This window comes from Paenibacillus sp. FSL R5-0908, from assembly GCF_038006245.1.
Classification (GTDB): Bacteria; Bacillota; Bacilli; order Paenibacillales; family Paenibacillaceae; genus Paenibacillus_AQ; species Paenibacillus_AQ odorifer.
The window spans coordinates 1,917,473-1,933,577 of sequence record NZ_JBBOUV010000001.1 but is presented as its reverse complement, the minus strand read 5'-3'; the positions used below and the strand labels follow the sequence as shown (position 1 = coordinate 1,933,577).

Sequence of the window (16,105 nt, the reverse complement as noted above, 5' to 3'; positions counted from 1 at the left end):
TTATTGCCTCATCGTAACAGGCACATGAATACTCTGCAGTAGCTTTTGAAGCAGTGAATCTACGCTAACATTATCTAGGCGCGACTCTGGACGCAGCAATATACGATGACCCAAGGCAAATGGAGTAAGCACCTTTACGTCATCTGGAAGCACATAATCTCTTCCCTGTAAGAAAGCATAGGCTTTACAAGCCAGCATAAACGATAACGAAGCCCGCGGACTTGCACCGAGCAATACAAGCGGATGCTCTCTTGTCTGGCGCACAATATCTAACAAGTAATTCAGTACAGGATCACTCATATAAATCTCACGAATCTCCTCCTGAATACTAGCGATCTGCTCCATACTAGTGACAGCCGTAAGCCTGTCCACTGGTTGACCTTCTTGATGGCTCAGCAATAGATTTTTTTCGGTTGCTGCATCAGGATAACCAAGACTAATTCTTAGCATAAACCGATCCAACTGAGCTTCCGGCAACGTGTAGGTTCCCTCAAAATCTATCGGATTCTGGGTGGCGCACAACATAAATGGATGCGGCAGCGGATAGGTCTCCCCATCTACGGTTACATTTCGTTCCTCCATCACTTCCAGAAGGGCGGATTGTGTCTTCGTCGTGGCTCGGTTAATTTCATCAGCCAGCAGGATATTCGTCATCACTGGACCTGGGCGGAAATGAAACATCTCATCTCTTGGATGATACACAGATACACCGGTAATATCACTCGGAAGAATATCCGGATTACATTGTATCCGGCGATACTCTCCGGACATTGATCTGGAAAGTGCGCGAATAAGCTGGGTCTTTCCTGTTCCCGGCACATCCTCGATCAAAACATGACCACCGGCAAGCAGCGCTGTTAGCAGCAATTGTATTTCAAATGATTTTCCAAGTATGCAGGATTCTAGATTATTACGGACAGCATTCATGATGTGCATTGATTCTTGACGAACGGGCATATATGATCCTCCTAGGTCAGAATAAGCAGTAATATTTATATTTTACATGATTAGGGGACCCAAAGTACATTGTTGAAGCTTACGAAGTGTAAACAAACCAAAAACCCGCAGGACACAATGTCCCGCAGGTTCTAATCTAAAGCACTATAATCCCATTATCCTTTAGGCCGAACAACCAATGCAGCCAGGAAAGAGAACACAATCGCTGACGAAATCCCTGCGCTTGTGATATCAAAAATCCCTGTAACTACACCGATCCAGCCATCCCGTTCCAGCTCTGTCAATGCCCCATGGACCAAAGAGTTACCGAAGCTTGTGATTGGAATGGTTGCGCCCGCACCCGCAAATTTCACAAGTGGATCGTAGATGCCAAAAGCATCAGCAATCGCTCCGGCTACAACTAATGTACTCATCGTATGTGCAGGTGTCAGCTTCAATACATCAAACATCAGCTGGCCTATAACGCAAATGGCTCCTCCGATCAGAAAAGCCCATAAGTAAATCATCATTAAACTACACCTCCACTTTCTATAGCAACAGCATGAGCCACACACGGAATGCTCTCTCCCTGCTGGTATGACAATGGGGATAGTAAGGCTCCAGTTGCCACAATCAGCACCCGTTTTAGTTCACCTTTTTTAATACGCTTGAGTATATGACCATAAGTCACTACCGCGGAACACCCGCAACCACTTCCTCCGGCGATCACATACTTCTGTTTCTCCAAATCGTAGATAAGCAAACCGCAATCATCAAAGGTTGTTTGCTCCATTGGGATCCCTTCTTTAGCTAATAAGGTTTTCGCAATGGGCAAGCCTACAGAGGCAAGATCACCTGTAACAATTAAGTCATAATGCCCGGGGGATAGTCCAGTATCCCGAAAATGCGCAGTGATCGTATCCGCCGCCGCCGGTGCCATAGCAGTTCCCATATTAAAAGGATCTGTCAAACCGAGATCCATTATTCGTCCAAGGGTAGCCGAGACCACTACCGGATTGTTGCCAGTTCCATCATTCTGACCTACTACAGCACAGCCCGAGCCTGTGACCGTATATTGCGCCGTTGGCGGCTTCTGTGAACCGTATTCGGTAGGATAACGAAATTGCTTTTCTACCGTACAGTTATGGCTGGATGTTCCCGCGAGCACGTATTTGCTGCCTCCGGAATCAACGATCATAGAGGCAATTGCAAGGCTCTCCATGGAAGTGGAGCAAGCACCAAAAACTCCAAGATAAGGCACACCTAATTTTCTTGCCGCGAAGGAGCTGCTGATAATCTGGTTCATCAAATCTCCGCCAACAAAAAACTCCAGCTTCTCCTTATCCAAATTTGCATTAATCAGTGCCAGTAGGGAGGCTTTTTCGAAAAGAGCCCGCTCAGCCTTTTCCCATGTTTTTTCACCCATTTCCAAGGAATCAAATATAAAATCAAAATCTGACGTTAATGGACCCTCTCCCTCTTCAGGACCCACTACAGCAGAAGAGCCTAAAATAACGGGACGGCTCGTGAACTCCCAAGTCTGACTGCCAAGCTGTTTCATGTATGTGCACCTCCGCCTACGCCTAAAAAGAGATAGACGATACCAATTATGAAAGCAGCGACGGCACCAAATACGATGACTGAACCCGCCAGCTTGAACATATTGCCGCCTACACCGAGCACAAGTCCTTCCGCACGATGTTCAAGAGCTGCTGAGCACATACTGTTCGCAAAACCAGTAACCGGAACCGCAGTTCCTGCACCGGCCCATTGAGCCAGTTTGTCATACACGCCAAAGCTGGTCAGGATTACAGAGAGTAGAATCATCGTCGCTACAGTTGGACTTGCGGCTTCTTTGGAGGTCATATCGAATATTGCCATATAAGCCTCCTGAATCCCTTGTCCAATTACACAGATTAGGCCGCCAGCAAGAAATGCTCGCACACAGTTTTTGAATACGGGCCTAGCGGGTACAAAGGGCTTGGACAATTTCTCGTAATCTTGCGGGGTCAGGGTATCAAGCTTCAGCTTGACACCCGATTTTTTCGTTTTCGCCGGCATTGAGGGCACCTCCTGAAAGTTAGGCGAAGGGGGCTGACAAGCATAATAGTAGTACTCACTTTGAGCCCCTCAAGTTGTTTCTTCGCTTAGAAGTTTTCCTTATTGTTTGCCATACCCCGCTTCGTTATGTCCCTCCAATTCAGGAAAAATACAGTAACACAACTATCAGCAGCAAGAACAGCACAAGAATAAGCACTGCTTCCTTTTCCAGAGAGTTGTGGCGCCAGTAACGTCTGCGCGCTCCGCTAACCTTTAGGTTTCTTTTGGAGTATCCTCCCTGCACCCTTCTTTTGGGTACACTACCTGCTACCCTCATTTCCTTCGCATCCTTTCTAAAGCTCCTGCCACCAGAGCCCCTATTGCATTGTATTCGCGGAGCGTTCACCGGGTGTTCATTTGTCTCTTTAGCATGGACAAGTGAGCTCACAATGTTCATACTAAGTGGCAGGAAGAAATAACGTTGTCGTCCATTTTGGATGGCAACCGTTTCTCGTAGAACTATAAGGATAATGTATAACGCAAGGCTTATACGTCCTTATATTTTAATAAAGGAGTGATTTCTAATGAATCAAGAAACATTGGATCTATTCAAAACACTTACCGAATTCCCGGCAGCCCCGGGCTTTGAGCGCGAACTCCGCGCTTACGTCAAGGATGCTATGGCACCTTATACCGAAGAGTTCGTGCAGGATCGTCTCGGAAGTTTGTTCGGCGTATTGCGCGGTGAGGAAAACGGGCCAAAAATTATGGTCGCTGGACATTTTGACGAAGTGGGCTTTATGGTCACCGGAATTACTAACACCGGGATGATTCGTTTTCAACCGCTAGGTGGCTGGCTCGCTTCTGCTGTTGCTTCTCAGCGTCTCCAAATCATTACAGCAAAAGGGACTTTGACCGGTGTTGTTGGCAGCACGCCTATCCACCTACTAAGCGCTGAAGAACGCGGCAAGACAGGCGAAATTAGCAAAATGTATATTGATATCGGTGCAGACAGCCGAGAAGAGGCAGAAAGCTTTGGCGTCAAACCAGGTCAACAAGTACTGCCGATCTGTCCGTTCACCCCGCTTGCTAACCCTAAAAAAATCATGGCTAAAGCGTGGGATAACCGTTACGGCGTAGGTCTCGCTATTGAATTGGTTAAATCATTACATGGTAAAAAGCTGCCTAATACTGTTTATGCTGGTGCTACCGTCCAAGAGGAAGTCGGACTTCGTGGAGCACGTACAGCCGCTAATCTTCTGTCCCCAGACATCTTCTTCGGCTTGGATGCGAGCGCTGCTGCCGATATGACCGGGGATAGCCAAGCCTTTGGCCATTTGGGTAAAGGCGCTCTCCTGCGCATTTATGATCCTACGATGGTTACCCATCGCGGCTTAATCGAATATGTACAAGACACAGCGGATACTCACAAGATCAAATACCAGTATTTTGTCTCCCAAGGTGGAACAGATGCAGGTCAGGTTCATGTAAGTGGAATCGGCGTTCCTTCCGCAGTCATCGGAATATGCTCCCGCTACATTCATACTGCTTCATCAGTTATTCATAGCGATGACTACGAAGCTGCTAAAGAGCTGTTAGTTAAACTGGTAGAAGGCCTCGACCGCACTACACTGCAAACAATTATTGAGAACAGCTAAGTTCTTATTTTTAAAAGAGCAGCAATCCTTTTTGAAAGGATTGCTGCTCTTTTTTGGCTCGGGGCTTACAGACCTGTGTCACTTGCGCCCCAGTGGTGTTTACAAACCCCGATATTACTTTTAAAAACCAATTGCGCTTATGCTTATGCACCCCATTACCCGCTGATCCCGCCATTGATACAACGACGGACCCATGATGCTTACGAACCCACGTTGTTTATTGCTTGCGCTCTCAAGTTGCTTGCTTACGGCGATACGTTGTTTATTATTTACGCTCTCAAGTTACTTGCTTACGGCGACACGTTGTTTATAATTTACGCTCTCAAGTTGCTTCCGGACCCAGATGACGCTATTTGCTAATTTAGAGCCTTTGGAGTAAAGTTCCGGACCCCAGTGACACTATTCCAGAGAAATGGCCTCATAATCGGTGTCATTCATGCTAATAGCGACTCTGGTGTCCGATATTCCTCCAAAAGTGGCATAATTCTGCGTTTAAGATCATCTGTGTCCTATAGAGACTCCCCTTATCTCTTTTCATATAAAAAAAGCCCGCCTCAACGGCGAGCTCTTTAACTGTTATATCAACTCATATCCAGCGGCACTTTCCACGAAGGTATCGGGAAAGCCTCATCCAGCTTCCATCTTTCTTCTTCACTCAGCGTAATTAAACCTGCAGCAGCATTCTCAATTACATGCTCACGTGAAGAAGCTTTCGGAATCGTAATGATCTCCTCCTCGCGAATCGTCCAAGCTAACATAATTTGTAGTGGGGTTGCGTTATGAACACGGGCAATTTCCTGAACTGCCTCACTCTCGATAACCCCTTTGCGGAGCGCGCCCGCTTGTGCAAGCGGAGAGTACGCCATTACGGGCATGCGGTGACTTTTCTGCCATGGCAGCAATTCAGCTTCAATGCCTCTCGACCCTAAATGATACAGCACCTGATTCATAGCACAGTGAGTTCCCCCAGCTATACTAAGCAGCTCTTTCATATCGTCAACATCAAGGTTCGATACACCCCATCTTGCTATTTTACCTTGAGAGACCAGTTTCTCCATGCCTTCCACAGTCACTTCAAGCGGAATATCTCCCCGCCAGTGCAGTAAATAGAGATCCAGATGATCCGTATTCAGTCGTTGCAAGCTTTCTTCACAGCTGCGAATAAGATTCTCGTTGCCTGCATTATGTGGGTATACTTTGGATACCAGAAAAACGTCATCCCGAATTCCTTTAATAGCGTCACCTACTAAAAGCTCTGAGTTTCCTTCCCCATACATCTCCGCCGTATCTATCAAATCCATGCCTAATTCCACGCCTAATCTAAGAGCAGCAATTTCTTCCTCTCTACGGGAAGCATCATCACCCATATTCCAAGTTCCCTGTCCTATTCTAGGCACAGAGGTACCGTCTGGAAGCAGCATGCGGTTAGCTCGGTTCACTTTCACAATTTCAGCCAAATGCTCGATTGAATCCTTAGTCATTGTAAAAATCTCCTTACCGATAAATTGTATACTTACTTTATACGACCTTTATGACCCTTTCGAAACATCTGAATCGTGTCTAATTTATAACTTATCTTTCCTTTAGGAGAGAAAAAGCAACAAATTGATTGCTAACTACGCTATCAACTTCAGCCCCACTGCGGCTCCCAGTATCATAAAAATACAGATAACCCGCCGCCAGTCTTTGGCCTCCCCATATAAAAGCATCCCCAAAATCGCTCCACCGGATGCACCGATCCCCGTCCATACCGCATAAGCTGTACCCATAGGCAAACTTTTCATTGCAAATGATAGAAAAAGAAAACTTCCTCCAAAACCAAGGAAGAGCAGCAAAAACGACTGCAGATTCCGGTGTTTATTCAACCTGTTGATCATAGCCACTCCGAACATTTCAAACAATCCAGCAACAACCAAAAATGCCCATGCCATTTAAGACTCCCCCTTTATTTCAGTTTCTTTGATATCTTTGGTTTCGTTAGTTACCATTTTCAGACCTATAACTCCTGCCAGCAAAATAACCACTAGTACCAGCTTCATTAGCTTGAAGGGTTCACCGAATAAAACCATGTCCGCAATGACTGTTCCTGCCGTCCCCAACCCAACAAATACAGAATATACGGTACCCACCGGTAATTTACTGCTTGCTGAAATAATGACATAGAAACTTATTATTATGGCTACAACTGTGATCAGCCACTCCCACACGCTTGAAGCATGCTTTAAACCAATGACCCACATGACTTCGAAAATCGCAGCGCCAACTACCTTCAGCCACTCTGAATTTCTTTTCATTTCAAGCCCTCCTTCAATTCACCCTATCTTATGATTGCCCACGGACAAACAAATAAGCCCGGAAGGTCATCGCCAAATGGCGATACCTCCCGGGCTTTTATCCCTCCGTGTAGACACAAACTTAATGTTCGTGCGTTTTCCCTCGGACCAGACCAGCTGTGCACTCGCTGCGGAACCCTAGAAAACAAATAAATGATTAAGTTACATCGTATGGTAGCAAATCGGGCGTATAAAAGCAACCTTTTTTCTATTTCAAGCGTAATTAAATCACAGTATAAAATTCCATAAAATTATAAAATAGATATAAATTTTATTCGATTATCTAGGAAAAGAGGTTAATTCATGTTCCTTTCCAGACATTTTAACTGCGTCCCTCTAGTGGAAGGCATTTATTGCCTTGAAGCGAAGGAGCAAGGCGGAGCCATGAGCAATGCCGGTTTGATAGATATGGGTGATTACACATTAATCTTTGATACATTCAACACTCCACAAGCTGGCAAAGATCTTAGGGATGCCGCTCTGTATTATTTTAATAAACCTATCAAATACATCGTCAACAGCCATTGGCATGGAGACCATGTTAGAGGGAACCAATTCTTCTCGGATGAAGTAATCATATCCTCCAGTAGGACTAGAGAGCTCATGATAAAAAATCAACCAGACTGGCTTGCCCGAATGAAGAAACTGCTTCCTAATCTTGAAGAAGATCTTACGAAGCTTAATACATCTCTCGAGCTCGAACTGAACGATTCCAAACAACGAGAGCTCCTTTCGCAAATAAGTTATTTAAAAGAAATCAAAGAGTCTATACTAACGCTTGAAGTAACGCTTCCCCAACTAACTTATGACCGCAAAATGACCATACATGGCTCGGCTAGATCCGTTGAGCTCTTATCGGTGGGTGCTGCCCATACGGAATGCGATTCTATTCTATTTTCTCCTTCCGATTCTTTAGCTTTTGTTGGAGATATTGTCGCTGTTGATAATCATCCATTATTAGTAGACGGTAATCCCTTATCCTGGTTGGAGGCACTTACTTATGTCGAGCGCTTAGATGTGAATATAATTGTTCCCGGTCACGGGCCCGTTACTCAAAAACATTATCTACAGCAAATAAAACGGTATATAAATGATATAATCCATATTAGCGAATCATTGATACACGAAGACATGAATGTGAATGTGAACCATATAGAAATTCCTGAGCCTTATCTGGGCTGGAATTATGGGAGTATTTTTTACAGAAATCTTGAGTTTTTGACGAAAGCAGCTTATAACTAATTTTTGGAGTTGAAGGGAGAGGTTCGTTATGGTTTTTGGGATACTATTTGTAGGTGTCGCTGTATTTATTATTATACAAGCCGTTATACGGAATGGCTCGAGCTCGAACAGAAGTACCTTTGATAGAAATAGGCAAAATGATGCCGCCAACATGTCTTTTATGGCTGCCAGTCATCCGGATCTGCTGGATCCAAACCACTCTAACCACTCTAATCATTCTAACCACCACCATAATCACCACGGAGATCACTCGCATCACCATTCTGGACCTGACAGCGGGGGGCATAGCTGGGGTGGAGACGGCGGACATAGTGGCGGTGGAGACGGCGGTGGGTTTGGAGATGCTGGCGGGGGCGGTTGTGATTAATTGAAAAGAAACGAAAAGGACATCCCTGATCCTTCAGGAATGCCCTTTTTTTTAATACTCATTTATGATACTGAGAATTTTAGCTTGAGTTTGGCTTAATAACTTTTCGGCACCGTGCGGATGGATTGGTTCGCTCCAAGCGAAGCCATCTCCTTCGTATCTAGGGATAAGATGCATATGATAGTGAGTCAGGTCGTTAAACTTCCCGCCATTTTGGCAAATGCTGATGCCAGCAGGTTCAAACAAAACCTTCAGGACAACTGATAGCTTCTTTGAAGCGTCCATAATCGCATACGATGTTTCTGAATCGATATCTTCAAGATCCCAATAATGCTTTTTTAGGGAGTATTAAGAGATGTCCTTCGTTAAATGGAGCAATGTCGAGCACACAAGTTACAAATTCATTCTCGTATACTACGTTTACGTTAGCCTCAATCCCGTTAGCGATTCGACATCCCAAACAATCCATACAGGCACCACCACTCCATCCGAAGAAATTAAGAGCGTTCTAGCTTATCTTATTGATTAAATTGTAAACGGCTAAGCAGTACCTCACCATTAAAAATGAGATAAACATCGGTAGTTTCAGATTCCACGGACACTTCACCAGTAAGTGTGTTCCACTGCTGCAACACGCCACCCGACGGTACAGTAACAGATCCAACCAGCTTTCCTGCTGGGCTGCCCGTTCTGATCTCAAGGGTGCCACCTTTTGCAGAGGATACCAACGCTTCAAAAGCACCTGCCCCTTGCTCGAACAATACATCTTTAAAAGCGATCCAAGCGCCATCTTTTACCGGATGTATGGAAGCACCGCCTGCTTTGCACTCGTCCAGATATACGTCTTCGTAGTCATCGTAATTCTCTGCTTTGGTATTGATATACAGATTACGTGATGGAATAACGTCCCCCTGGACCGATAGTTGAGCGGATAATTGGATGTCAGCAGATGAACGACCGATCAGAACCATGTACTCTCCATTTTCCACGCAATATTGCTCACGGGTAACATCCCAGAATGCCAGCTCGGCAACCGGCAACGTAAACTCTAGGGTTTGCGATTGACCTGCGGCTAGGTTTACTTTTTCAAAACCCTTCAACTGTTTAATCGGACGTTTGACCCGGGAATTCAGAGCTTGCACATATAGCTGCACCACTTCGTCCCCATCAACAACGCCTGTATTCTCTACTTGAACAGAAATTTTCAGCGTCTCATTCGCTTGCAGCTCCTTAGCGCTTAGGCTTAGGTTGCTGTAGGAAATTTGCGCATAACTTAAGCCGTGTCCAAACGCATACAGTGGCTCTCCGTCAAAGTACATATATGTTCTTTTGCCTTTGATAATATCATAATCCATCAGCTCAGGCAGCTGTTCTACAGAACGGAACCAAGTCATGTTCAGCTTGCCGGAAGGACTGTAATCGCCGAAAAGAACTTCTGCCACCGCATTGCCCAGCTCTTGTCCACTGTGGGAGGTGTACAATACAGCTGGAATGTTCTCGTCAATCCAAGTGGAAGTAATCGGGTAACTGCCGACAATGACCACTACCGTATTCGGGTTCGCTTCATAGACAGCCTTGACCAGTTGCTCTTGCTCCTCTGGAAGCACAATATCCGGTCTGTCGATTTCTTCTTTTCCGTTAAGGAGTGGATGGTTGCCCACAAAAACCACAGCGATTTCAGCAGCCTTGGCAGCTTCTACTGCAGCCTCTATACCGTTAGTTACGATGTTCTTTTTGAAAAGACGTGCTTGCGCATTGGCATCCTGATCTGCCACCTGCAGCGTTCCATCTTCCGGATTCACCGAGATCATTTTATCATTCCAGGTCCGCAAAGATACCGTATCTTCGCTCTCCGGAACGATGTTAATCGATTCTTTTACAAACCAGCCGTAAATTTCATCAGCAGATGCTGTGAGAGTCTCTGCTTCGCTTAAAGTTACATACTGACCGCGACTTGTCGACTTCAGAGTATTGCTAGTCCAGCCCCAGGCTGTATGTTGGAACAATTCTCCGTGCGCTGCTATGTCATGCTGTACAGCCAGTCTTCCGTCCTCCCCTGTGATTCCAATGGCTTGGCCGTTTGCAGCTGAAGTAAGAATGATCTGATCTGCGCCACTCTCAAAGGTAACGTGTTTACCAGGCAGCTTTTTGCTAACCCCCTGCAGCGGAGTCACTCCATAAGGTAATGTGCCAGAATACCAGTCTCTAAAAGCTTCATCACCAAGTGGACCAATAATCGCCAATTTGCTCAGACTGCCTTTGTTCAATGGCAATGTGCCTTGATCATTCTTCAACAATACTATCGATTGTTTCGCTGCTTCCAAGGAGAGCGCGGTATGTTTTTTGCTAAGTATAACGGAATCGTCGATCGCTGCGTATGGGTTCCCTTCAGCTGGATCGAACTCTCCCAGACGGAAACGAACTCTGAAAGTGTTGGCAAGCGCACGATCCAAATCTTCCTCTGCTAAGAGGCCTTGGTCCAGTGCTTCATGAAGAACCTTGATTGTTTCTGCGGTTTCTTCTGTTACGCTGTCAATTCCATTTTTGATAGACTCAGCCATCGATTGTGCAAAAGATTCATAATACTTGTGATCCTTCACGATCCCAAAAAGATCGCCGGCATCGCTTACGATAAAGCCATCCATTTCCCATTCGCCTTTGACCACATCCATTACTGCCGGATGAAGAATAACAGGCACGCCATTCACCGAGTTATAAGCGGTCATCATGGACTGTGCGCCACCCTCTTGAAAAGCAGGCTTAAACGCTTCCAGATAATACTCCCGCATATTTCTCGGATCGATGCTCGCGGAGCAGTTCCCGCGTTCAATCTCATTATTGTTGCCGAGGAAATGCTTCAGTGTTGCTACCGCTTTCAAATAGACGGGGTGATCACCTTGGATTCCCTGCACAAGAGAGGTGCTGAGGCGGCCGGTCAACTCTGGATCTTCACCGTAAGCTTCCTCGGTTCTTCCCCAACGCGGGTCACGTTCCATATCCACCGTTGGCGCCCATAATGTTAGACCGTTCACCGTTGGATTCTTTTTATAAAAGGCTCTAGCTTCATCTCCGATGGCCGAACCAATCTCCTTCAGCAGCTCTGGATTCCAAGTACAAGCCAGTCCGCTCGGCTGAGGAAAAGAAGTCGCTTTTCCAAGCCAAGAAATCCCGTGCGCCGCTTCCGTACCATGCTTGTAGGCCCCAACACCCAAACGCTCTATCGCAGCTTGATACTGAGGCATCAGGCTTACTTTTTCATCAAGTGTTAGTCTGGAGATCAGATCCTGCACTCGCTCATTTAAAGGTAAATCAATCTGTTGAAATGGATATTTAGCTATATCTGTTCCCATCAAAATCGCTCCTTCGTTTCTTGTTGATAGCGGTTTCATTCATTCTCAAGGACAATCTTCGAAAAAAACACCCATACGTCCTATCCATCTAATCATAGAAGATTCCCCTCCTCCGCAACACCTTAACAATCTAAATAGAAATCAGGTCATAATTAGAGATTTGGGGGGATGATGTGAGTACGTGGTTTGCTCGTTATTCGCTCCACGCCCCAATCTGCGGGATTTATACCGTACATTCGCCCACTTCTCGCTCCACGCCCGCAATCTACGGGATTTATACCGTTCATTCGCCCACTTCTCGCTCCACGCCCGCAATCTACGGGATTTATACCGTTCATTTGCCCACTTCTCGCTCCACGCCCCCAATCTGCGGGATTTATACCGCACACTTGCTCGATTCCCACTCCACGCCCACAATCTGCGGGATTTATACCGTTCATTTACTCGATTCCCACTGCACGCTCACAATCTGCGGGATTTATACCGCACATTTACTCGATTCCCGCTGCACGCTCACAATCTGCGGGATTTTTACCGCACACTTGCTCGATTCCCACTCCACGCCCCCAATCTACGGGATTTATACCGTTCATTTGCCCTATTCTCGCTCCACGCCCGCAATCTACGGGATTTATACCGTTCATTTGCCCACTTCCCACTCCACGCCCGCAATCTACGGGATTTTTACCGCACATTTGCCCACTTCACGCTCCACGCCCCCAATCTACGGGATTTATACCGTTCATTTGCTCATTTCCCGCTGCACGCCCACAATCTGCGGGATTTATACCGCACACTTGCTCGATTCCCACTCTACGCCCGCAATCTACGGGATTTATACCGTTCATTTGCCCACTTCTCGCTCTATAGCTACAATCTACGGGATTTTTACCGTTCATTCGCCCACTTCCCGCTGCACGCCCACAATCTGCGGGATTTATACCGCACACTTGCTCGATTCCCACTCTACGCCCGCAATCTACGGGATTTATACCGTTCATTTGCCCACTTCCCACTCCACGCCCCCAATCTGCGGGATTTATACCGCACATTTACTCGATTCCCACTCTACGCCCGCAATCTACGGGATTTATACCGTTTATTCACCACAGCTGAATATCGTTAAGTGAATGTACAAATTCATAGCGACAAACCCTCCCACTCATCTGGGAAACTATCGGCTTAAACTTACCTTTCTCACAAAGTGACCTCATGCATTTTCTAACTGTACGCAGATCAATGCCAAGCTCTCTCACCAAATCAACAGGCCGAATGTCCCCGCTCGAACGCACCGCAATTTGCAGAATATCACGCTCCAGTCGACTAAACGCCTCCTTCTCTACTGTCCTCAAAGCGAGGTACGGCATCAGTAATGATCTCAACAAAAAAATAGTATTTTCGGGATTCGCTTCCAGATCATCATATGTTATCGCCACTACCCGATAACCCGCAATTTGTAGATAAGTCTCTCGATTCAATTCCTGCCGATAACGCGTCCGATCTGTGTTTTGCACATGTGGGCCGTAGCCTTTTACCTCAAAAGCAAACTTAACCTGCCCAGGCTTCCACGCAAAATCAACAAAATAAGGCCATCCCCGCCAATCCAACACTTCATATTCAGGATGAAGATCATTAAAATGACCCATCATTGGCCACCAAACCTTCTCCGCAAACATTCGCTCACCATGCCCATGTCCCCGCTCCAATCTCCCCCGTCTTTCTCCCGTTCTTCGACTAATATGATCTTCCACCCACTTACGATGTTCTTCCGTAAACCCCATAACATTCCCCTCCTCCTTGGCATAAAAAAATCCCGCACCCAATTATGGATGCGGGACGTACTTCGTCCTATTAATCAAAAGTATAGTATTCGCCTTCTTATGCTGTCAATGACACTCTACATTCAACCTTAGCACTCGAGCTAAATATACGGTTCTATTAAAAAACTCAAATTGGTTAAAGTATCTTGCATAAAAATAAGTTCAGTTAGAGTTAGCTCATTAGAGTAAGCTCATTTTAGAGTCAGATCACTAAAGTTAGTTCAGCTAGAGTAGCTCACTACAGTAAGTTCAGTTAGAGTTAGCTCATTACAGTAAGTTCAGTTAGAGTTAGCTCATTACAGTAAGTTCATTTAGAGTCAGATCACTAAAGTTAGTCCATCTAGAGTTAGATCACTACAGCAAGTCCAGTTAGAGTCAGATCACTAAAGTTAGTCCAGCTAGAGTAGATCATTACAGTTCAATTAGAATTAGCTCAGCAAGAGCAATCTCGGTTAAGTAACATTTGAGTTAGACAACTAGATTTAGCTCAATATAGTAGGTTTTGCAAAGTAGGTTCAGTTAAAGTAATCTCAGTTTGACTAAGTTCCGCTAGAATAATATTATTCGTCCTACCTTTTTGAAATTGCCCAAAACCGTCTCCCATTCTCCACTATTCACTGGTTATCGACCTGTGATTTTTATATTTAATTGTATTTCATGTAGGCCTGTTGATTAACCAATAAAAGGTAGAAAAAAGGCCGCTCATTCGGTAAAGTGTTTGTACCCCTACAAACATCCGAAACGAGGCGACCTCATGAGAAAGTCTACTTCATTATCAAATATTCTGCAATTGGTGATTCCCGAGGAAAAGATACTCCATCTTCTTAAAGAGCTGAAGTATATTGATGTGGCAAGAAAGTTTACGGTATATGATTTGTTTCTATTTTTGGGCGAAGCTGCCTTCCAGCAGTGGGATGGATACCGGGACGGAGAACAGCGGATGGCCCTTTGTGGGCAACGTTCTGTAGATCATTCTACTCTCTCCAAAAAAGCCAAAGACGTTCCTTTTGAATTATTCAAGCGTTTGCTGGATCTCATGATTGGGTTGTGTAATCGAAAGACTCGGCGTGTACTTGGTATTCCAAAAGAGTTGCTGGTCGTTGATTCTACCACAATTACGGTAGGTTTGGGACGACTGCCTTGGGCTCCACACAAAGGTCAAAAAGCGGGTGTTAAGCTACACGTAGGGATCGTTGGAGACCACGGCGAATTGCACAGAGTCACCGAAACGACGGGATATGAACCTGATTTGAAGAGTTGCCCAGACTTATTGGACTGGAGATATATTTTGGTAGCAGACCGAGCGTATGGCAAGCATAAGGGATTTGACAACTATCAAGAGCAAGAAAATCGGCAATATTTTGTAATTCGCCTTCGTGACAATACGACCTTCCAGAATCCGATCCCAAGAGAACGAAAAAGCCCTTTTACGGGAACGATTGAACAGGATCTGACCTGCCAATTAGGTAAGACAAAGGCGCTCACTCAGAACAGGTTTCGGGTGGTGATCCTAAAAGATCCGAAAGACAATCCCGTCATTCTCGCTACAAATCTGCATTGGCATTCAGCCGAACGAATCGCAGATATCTACAAGAAACGGTGGCAGATTGAGGTCTTTTTTCGTTGGATCAAGCAACATCTCAACATTCCGAAATTATTTGGAACAACGCCAAATGCAGTGTATGGACAGTTGTACACGGCGTTACTCATTTATGTTTTGCTTAAATTCCTGTTTGAGCAAGGAAATACAGTTGTGCATGGAAGCGCTAAATTGACATTCGCCGACTTTGATCGGTTATTTACTTTACAAACTTTACCACCGGAGTGGAGGATTTATTTAGCTAATGCAGTGTTTTTTCCTGCCATAATTTAGCTAATCAACAGGCCTGTATTTCATGCAACTATTTAACCCTTATCCCCCTAAAAGTCCATTTAGTTGTACTTTCTACAACTAAAAAGGGAAACATTAGGTAGTTAAGCGTAAATGATCAAATTTAGATGTACAAAGTGCAGTTAACTGTTACTTTTGCTAAAACTACTGAAGTTTAACTGCACAAAATACAATTAAAACTGAGTTCGAGATGAGGCTGGCTGGATCGCGACTTAGTTACATTGACTTAGCGGCTTAGCTACAACATCGCGACTTAGTTACATTGACTTAGCGGCTTAGCTACAACATCGCGACTTAGTTATATTGACTTAGCGGCTTAGCTACAACATCGCGACTTAGTTATATTGACCTAGCCACCTAGCTACAACATCGCGACTTAGTTATATTGACTTAGCTGCTTAGCTACAACATTGCGACTTAGCTACATTGACCTAGCCACCTAGCTACAACATCGCGACTTAGCTACAT

20 protein-coding genes and 1 riboswitch are annotated in these 16,105 nt (G+C 45.3%); of the genes, 6 read left to right on the top strand and 14 right to left on the bottom strand.

Annotated elements, in window-relative coordinates; all coding sequences use genetic code 11:
* The 5 genes from MKZ09_RS08540 to MKZ09_RS08520 form a co-directional block, all read right to left on the bottom strand.
* On the bottom strand, window positions 1-957 hold the full coding sequence (locus tag MKZ09_RS08540) for an AAA family ATPase (RefSeq protein ID WP_038569465.1): 957 nt from the start codon (window positions 955-957) through the stop codon (window positions 1-3).
* Window positions 958-1,112: 155 nt separating this feature from the next.
* Window positions 1,113-1,463 (bottom strand): stage V sporulation protein AE, encoded by a 351-nt coding sequence (gene spoVAE / locus MKZ09_RS08535; protein WP_036675923.1) that lies wholly within the window; start codon window positions 1,461-1,463, stop codon window positions 1,113-1,115.
* Window positions 1,464-1,465: 2 nt separating this feature from the next.
* Window positions 1,466-2,497, bottom strand: coding sequence for a stage V sporulation protein AD (gene spoVAD, locus MKZ09_RS08530; RefSeq protein ID WP_076138324.1), 1,032 nt, complete (start codon window positions 2,495-2,497; stop codon window positions 1,466-1,468).
* Window positions 2,494-2,997 carry a stage V sporulation protein AC gene (spoVAC, locus tag MKZ09_RS08525; RefSeq protein WP_076125192.1) on the bottom strand — a complete coding sequence of 168 codons (504 nt, stop codon included), beginning with the start codon at window positions 2,995-2,997 and terminating at the stop codon, window positions 2,494-2,496. Before spoVAC ends, spoVAD begins: the two co-directional genes overlap by 4 nt.
* Before the next feature lie 139 nt (window positions 2,998-3,136).
* On the bottom strand, window positions 3,137-3,313 hold the full coding sequence (locus MKZ09_RS08520; RefSeq protein WP_155288103.1) for a hypothetical protein: 177 nt from the start codon (window positions 3,311-3,313) through the stop codon (window positions 3,137-3,139).
* A gap of 247 nt (window positions 3,314-3,560) precedes the next feature.
* Here MKZ09_RS08520 and MKZ09_RS08515 point away from each other — a divergent pair, with 247 nt between their 5' ends.
* Window positions 3,561-4,634 (top strand): M42 family metallopeptidase, encoded by a 1,074-nt coding sequence (locus tag MKZ09_RS08515; RefSeq protein ID WP_076138325.1) that lies wholly within the window; start codon window positions 3,561-3,563, stop codon window positions 4,632-4,634.
* 581 nt (window positions 4,635-5,215) lie between these two features.
* Here MKZ09_RS08515 and MKZ09_RS08510 read toward each other — a convergent pair.
* From MKZ09_RS08510 to MKZ09_RS08500, 3 genes are all read right to left on the bottom strand, one after another.
* Window positions 5,216-6,055: an aldo/keto reductase gene (locus tag MKZ09_RS08510; protein ID WP_197740363.1), complete on the bottom strand. Its 840-nt coding sequence runs from the start codon at window positions 6,053-6,055 to the stop codon at window positions 5,216-5,218.
* A 195-nt stretch (window positions 6,056-6,250) separates the two neighbouring features.
* Window positions 6,251-6,565, bottom strand: a complete 315-nt coding sequence (locus tag MKZ09_RS08505; RefSeq protein WP_036675721.1) for a DMT family transporter — start codon at window positions 6,563-6,565, stop codon at window positions 6,251-6,253.
* Complete coding sequence (locus MKZ09_RS08500) at window positions 6,566-6,928, bottom strand: DMT family transporter (RefSeq protein ID WP_076138328.1); 363 nt, start codon at window positions 6,926-6,928, stop codon at window positions 6,566-6,568. It lies immediately after the preceding gene.
* An 84-nt stretch (window positions 6,929-7,012) separates the two neighbouring features.
* Window positions 7,013-7,120: riboswitch (guanidine-I (ykkC/yxkD leader) on the bottom strand.
* A gap of 150 nt (window positions 7,121-7,270) precedes the next feature.
* Between MKZ09_RS08500 and MKZ09_RS08495 the strand changes: the two genes are divergently transcribed.
* The gene (locus MKZ09_RS08495) at window positions 7,271-8,209 is read left to right on the top strand and encodes an MBL fold metallo-hydrolase (RefSeq protein ID WP_076205418.1); all 939 of its coding nucleotides are present in this window, start codon (window positions 7,271-7,273) and stop codon (window positions 8,207-8,209) included.
* A gap of 28 nt (window positions 8,210-8,237) precedes the next feature.
* The gene (locus tag MKZ09_RS08490) at window positions 8,238-8,576 is read left to right on the top strand and encodes a hypothetical protein (protein ID WP_076205421.1); all 339 of its coding nucleotides are present in this window, start codon (window positions 8,238-8,240) and stop codon (window positions 8,574-8,576) included.
* Window positions 8,577-8,627: 51 nt separating this feature from the next.
* Here the strand turns inward: MKZ09_RS08490 and MKZ09_RS08485 are convergent, their stop codons facing one another.
* From MKZ09_RS08485 to MKZ09_RS08465, 5 genes are all read right to left on the bottom strand, one after another.
* The gene (locus tag MKZ09_RS08485; RefSeq protein ID WP_305953775.1) at window positions 8,628-8,861 is read right to left on the bottom strand and encodes an HIT family protein; all 234 of its coding nucleotides are present in this window, start codon (window positions 8,859-8,861) and stop codon (window positions 8,628-8,630) included.
* Window positions 8,862-8,892: 31 nt separating this feature from the next.
* Window positions 8,893-9,045, bottom strand: a complete 153-nt coding sequence (locus tag MKZ09_RS08480) for an HIT family protein (RefSeq protein ID WP_305953776.1) — start codon at window positions 9,043-9,045, stop codon at window positions 8,893-8,895.
* A 49-nt stretch (window positions 9,046-9,094) separates the two neighbouring features.
* A complete protein-coding gene (locus MKZ09_RS08475) occupies window positions 9,095-11,926 on the bottom strand; it encodes a glycoside hydrolase family 3 protein (RefSeq protein WP_076205423.1) in 2,832 nt (943 codons plus the stop codon).
* A gap of 152 nt (window positions 11,927-12,078) precedes the next feature.
* Complete coding sequence (locus tag MKZ09_RS08470; RefSeq protein WP_341040789.1) at window positions 12,079-12,366, bottom strand: hypothetical protein; 288 nt, start codon at window positions 12,364-12,366, stop codon at window positions 12,079-12,081.
* A 51-nt stretch (window positions 12,367-12,417) separates the two neighbouring features.
* Window positions 12,418-12,570 carry a hypothetical protein gene (locus tag MKZ09_RS08465; RefSeq protein WP_179089570.1) on the bottom strand — a complete coding sequence of 51 codons (153 nt, stop codon included), beginning with the start codon at window positions 12,568-12,570 and terminating at the stop codon, window positions 12,418-12,420.
* Here MKZ09_RS08465 and MKZ09_RS34395 point away from each other — a divergent pair.
* Both MKZ09_RS34395 and MKZ09_RS34390 read left to right on the top strand, forming a co-directional pair.
* Window positions 12,509-12,796, top strand: coding sequence for a DUF1720 domain-containing protein (locus MKZ09_RS34395; protein ID WP_445323462.1), 288 nt, complete (start codon window positions 12,509-12,511; stop codon window positions 12,794-12,796). The genes MKZ09_RS08465 and MKZ09_RS34395 overlap by 62 nt on opposite strands.
* Before the next feature lie 27 nt (window positions 12,797-12,823).
* Window positions 12,824-13,042 (top strand): DUF1720 domain-containing protein, encoded by a 219-nt coding sequence (locus tag MKZ09_RS34390; protein ID WP_111506138.1) that lies wholly within the window; start codon window positions 12,824-12,826, stop codon window positions 13,040-13,042.
* Here MKZ09_RS34390 and MKZ09_RS08455 read toward each other — a convergent pair.
* Entirely contained in the window at window positions 13,030-13,707 is a 678-nt protein-coding gene (locus MKZ09_RS08455) for a winged helix-turn-helix domain-containing protein (protein ID WP_341040787.1), read from the bottom strand. The genes MKZ09_RS34390 and MKZ09_RS08455 overlap by 13 nt on opposite strands.
* Before the next feature lie 793 nt (window positions 13,708-14,500).
* On the opposite strand from MKZ09_RS08455, the gene MKZ09_RS08450 reads away from it, so the two are divergent.
* Window positions 14,501-15,619 carry an IS4 family transposase gene (locus MKZ09_RS08450; protein WP_076137728.1) on the top strand — a complete coding sequence of 373 codons (1,119 nt, stop codon included), beginning with the start codon at window positions 14,501-14,503 and terminating at the stop codon, window positions 15,617-15,619.
* Window positions 15,620-16,105: the final 486 nt, after the last annotated feature.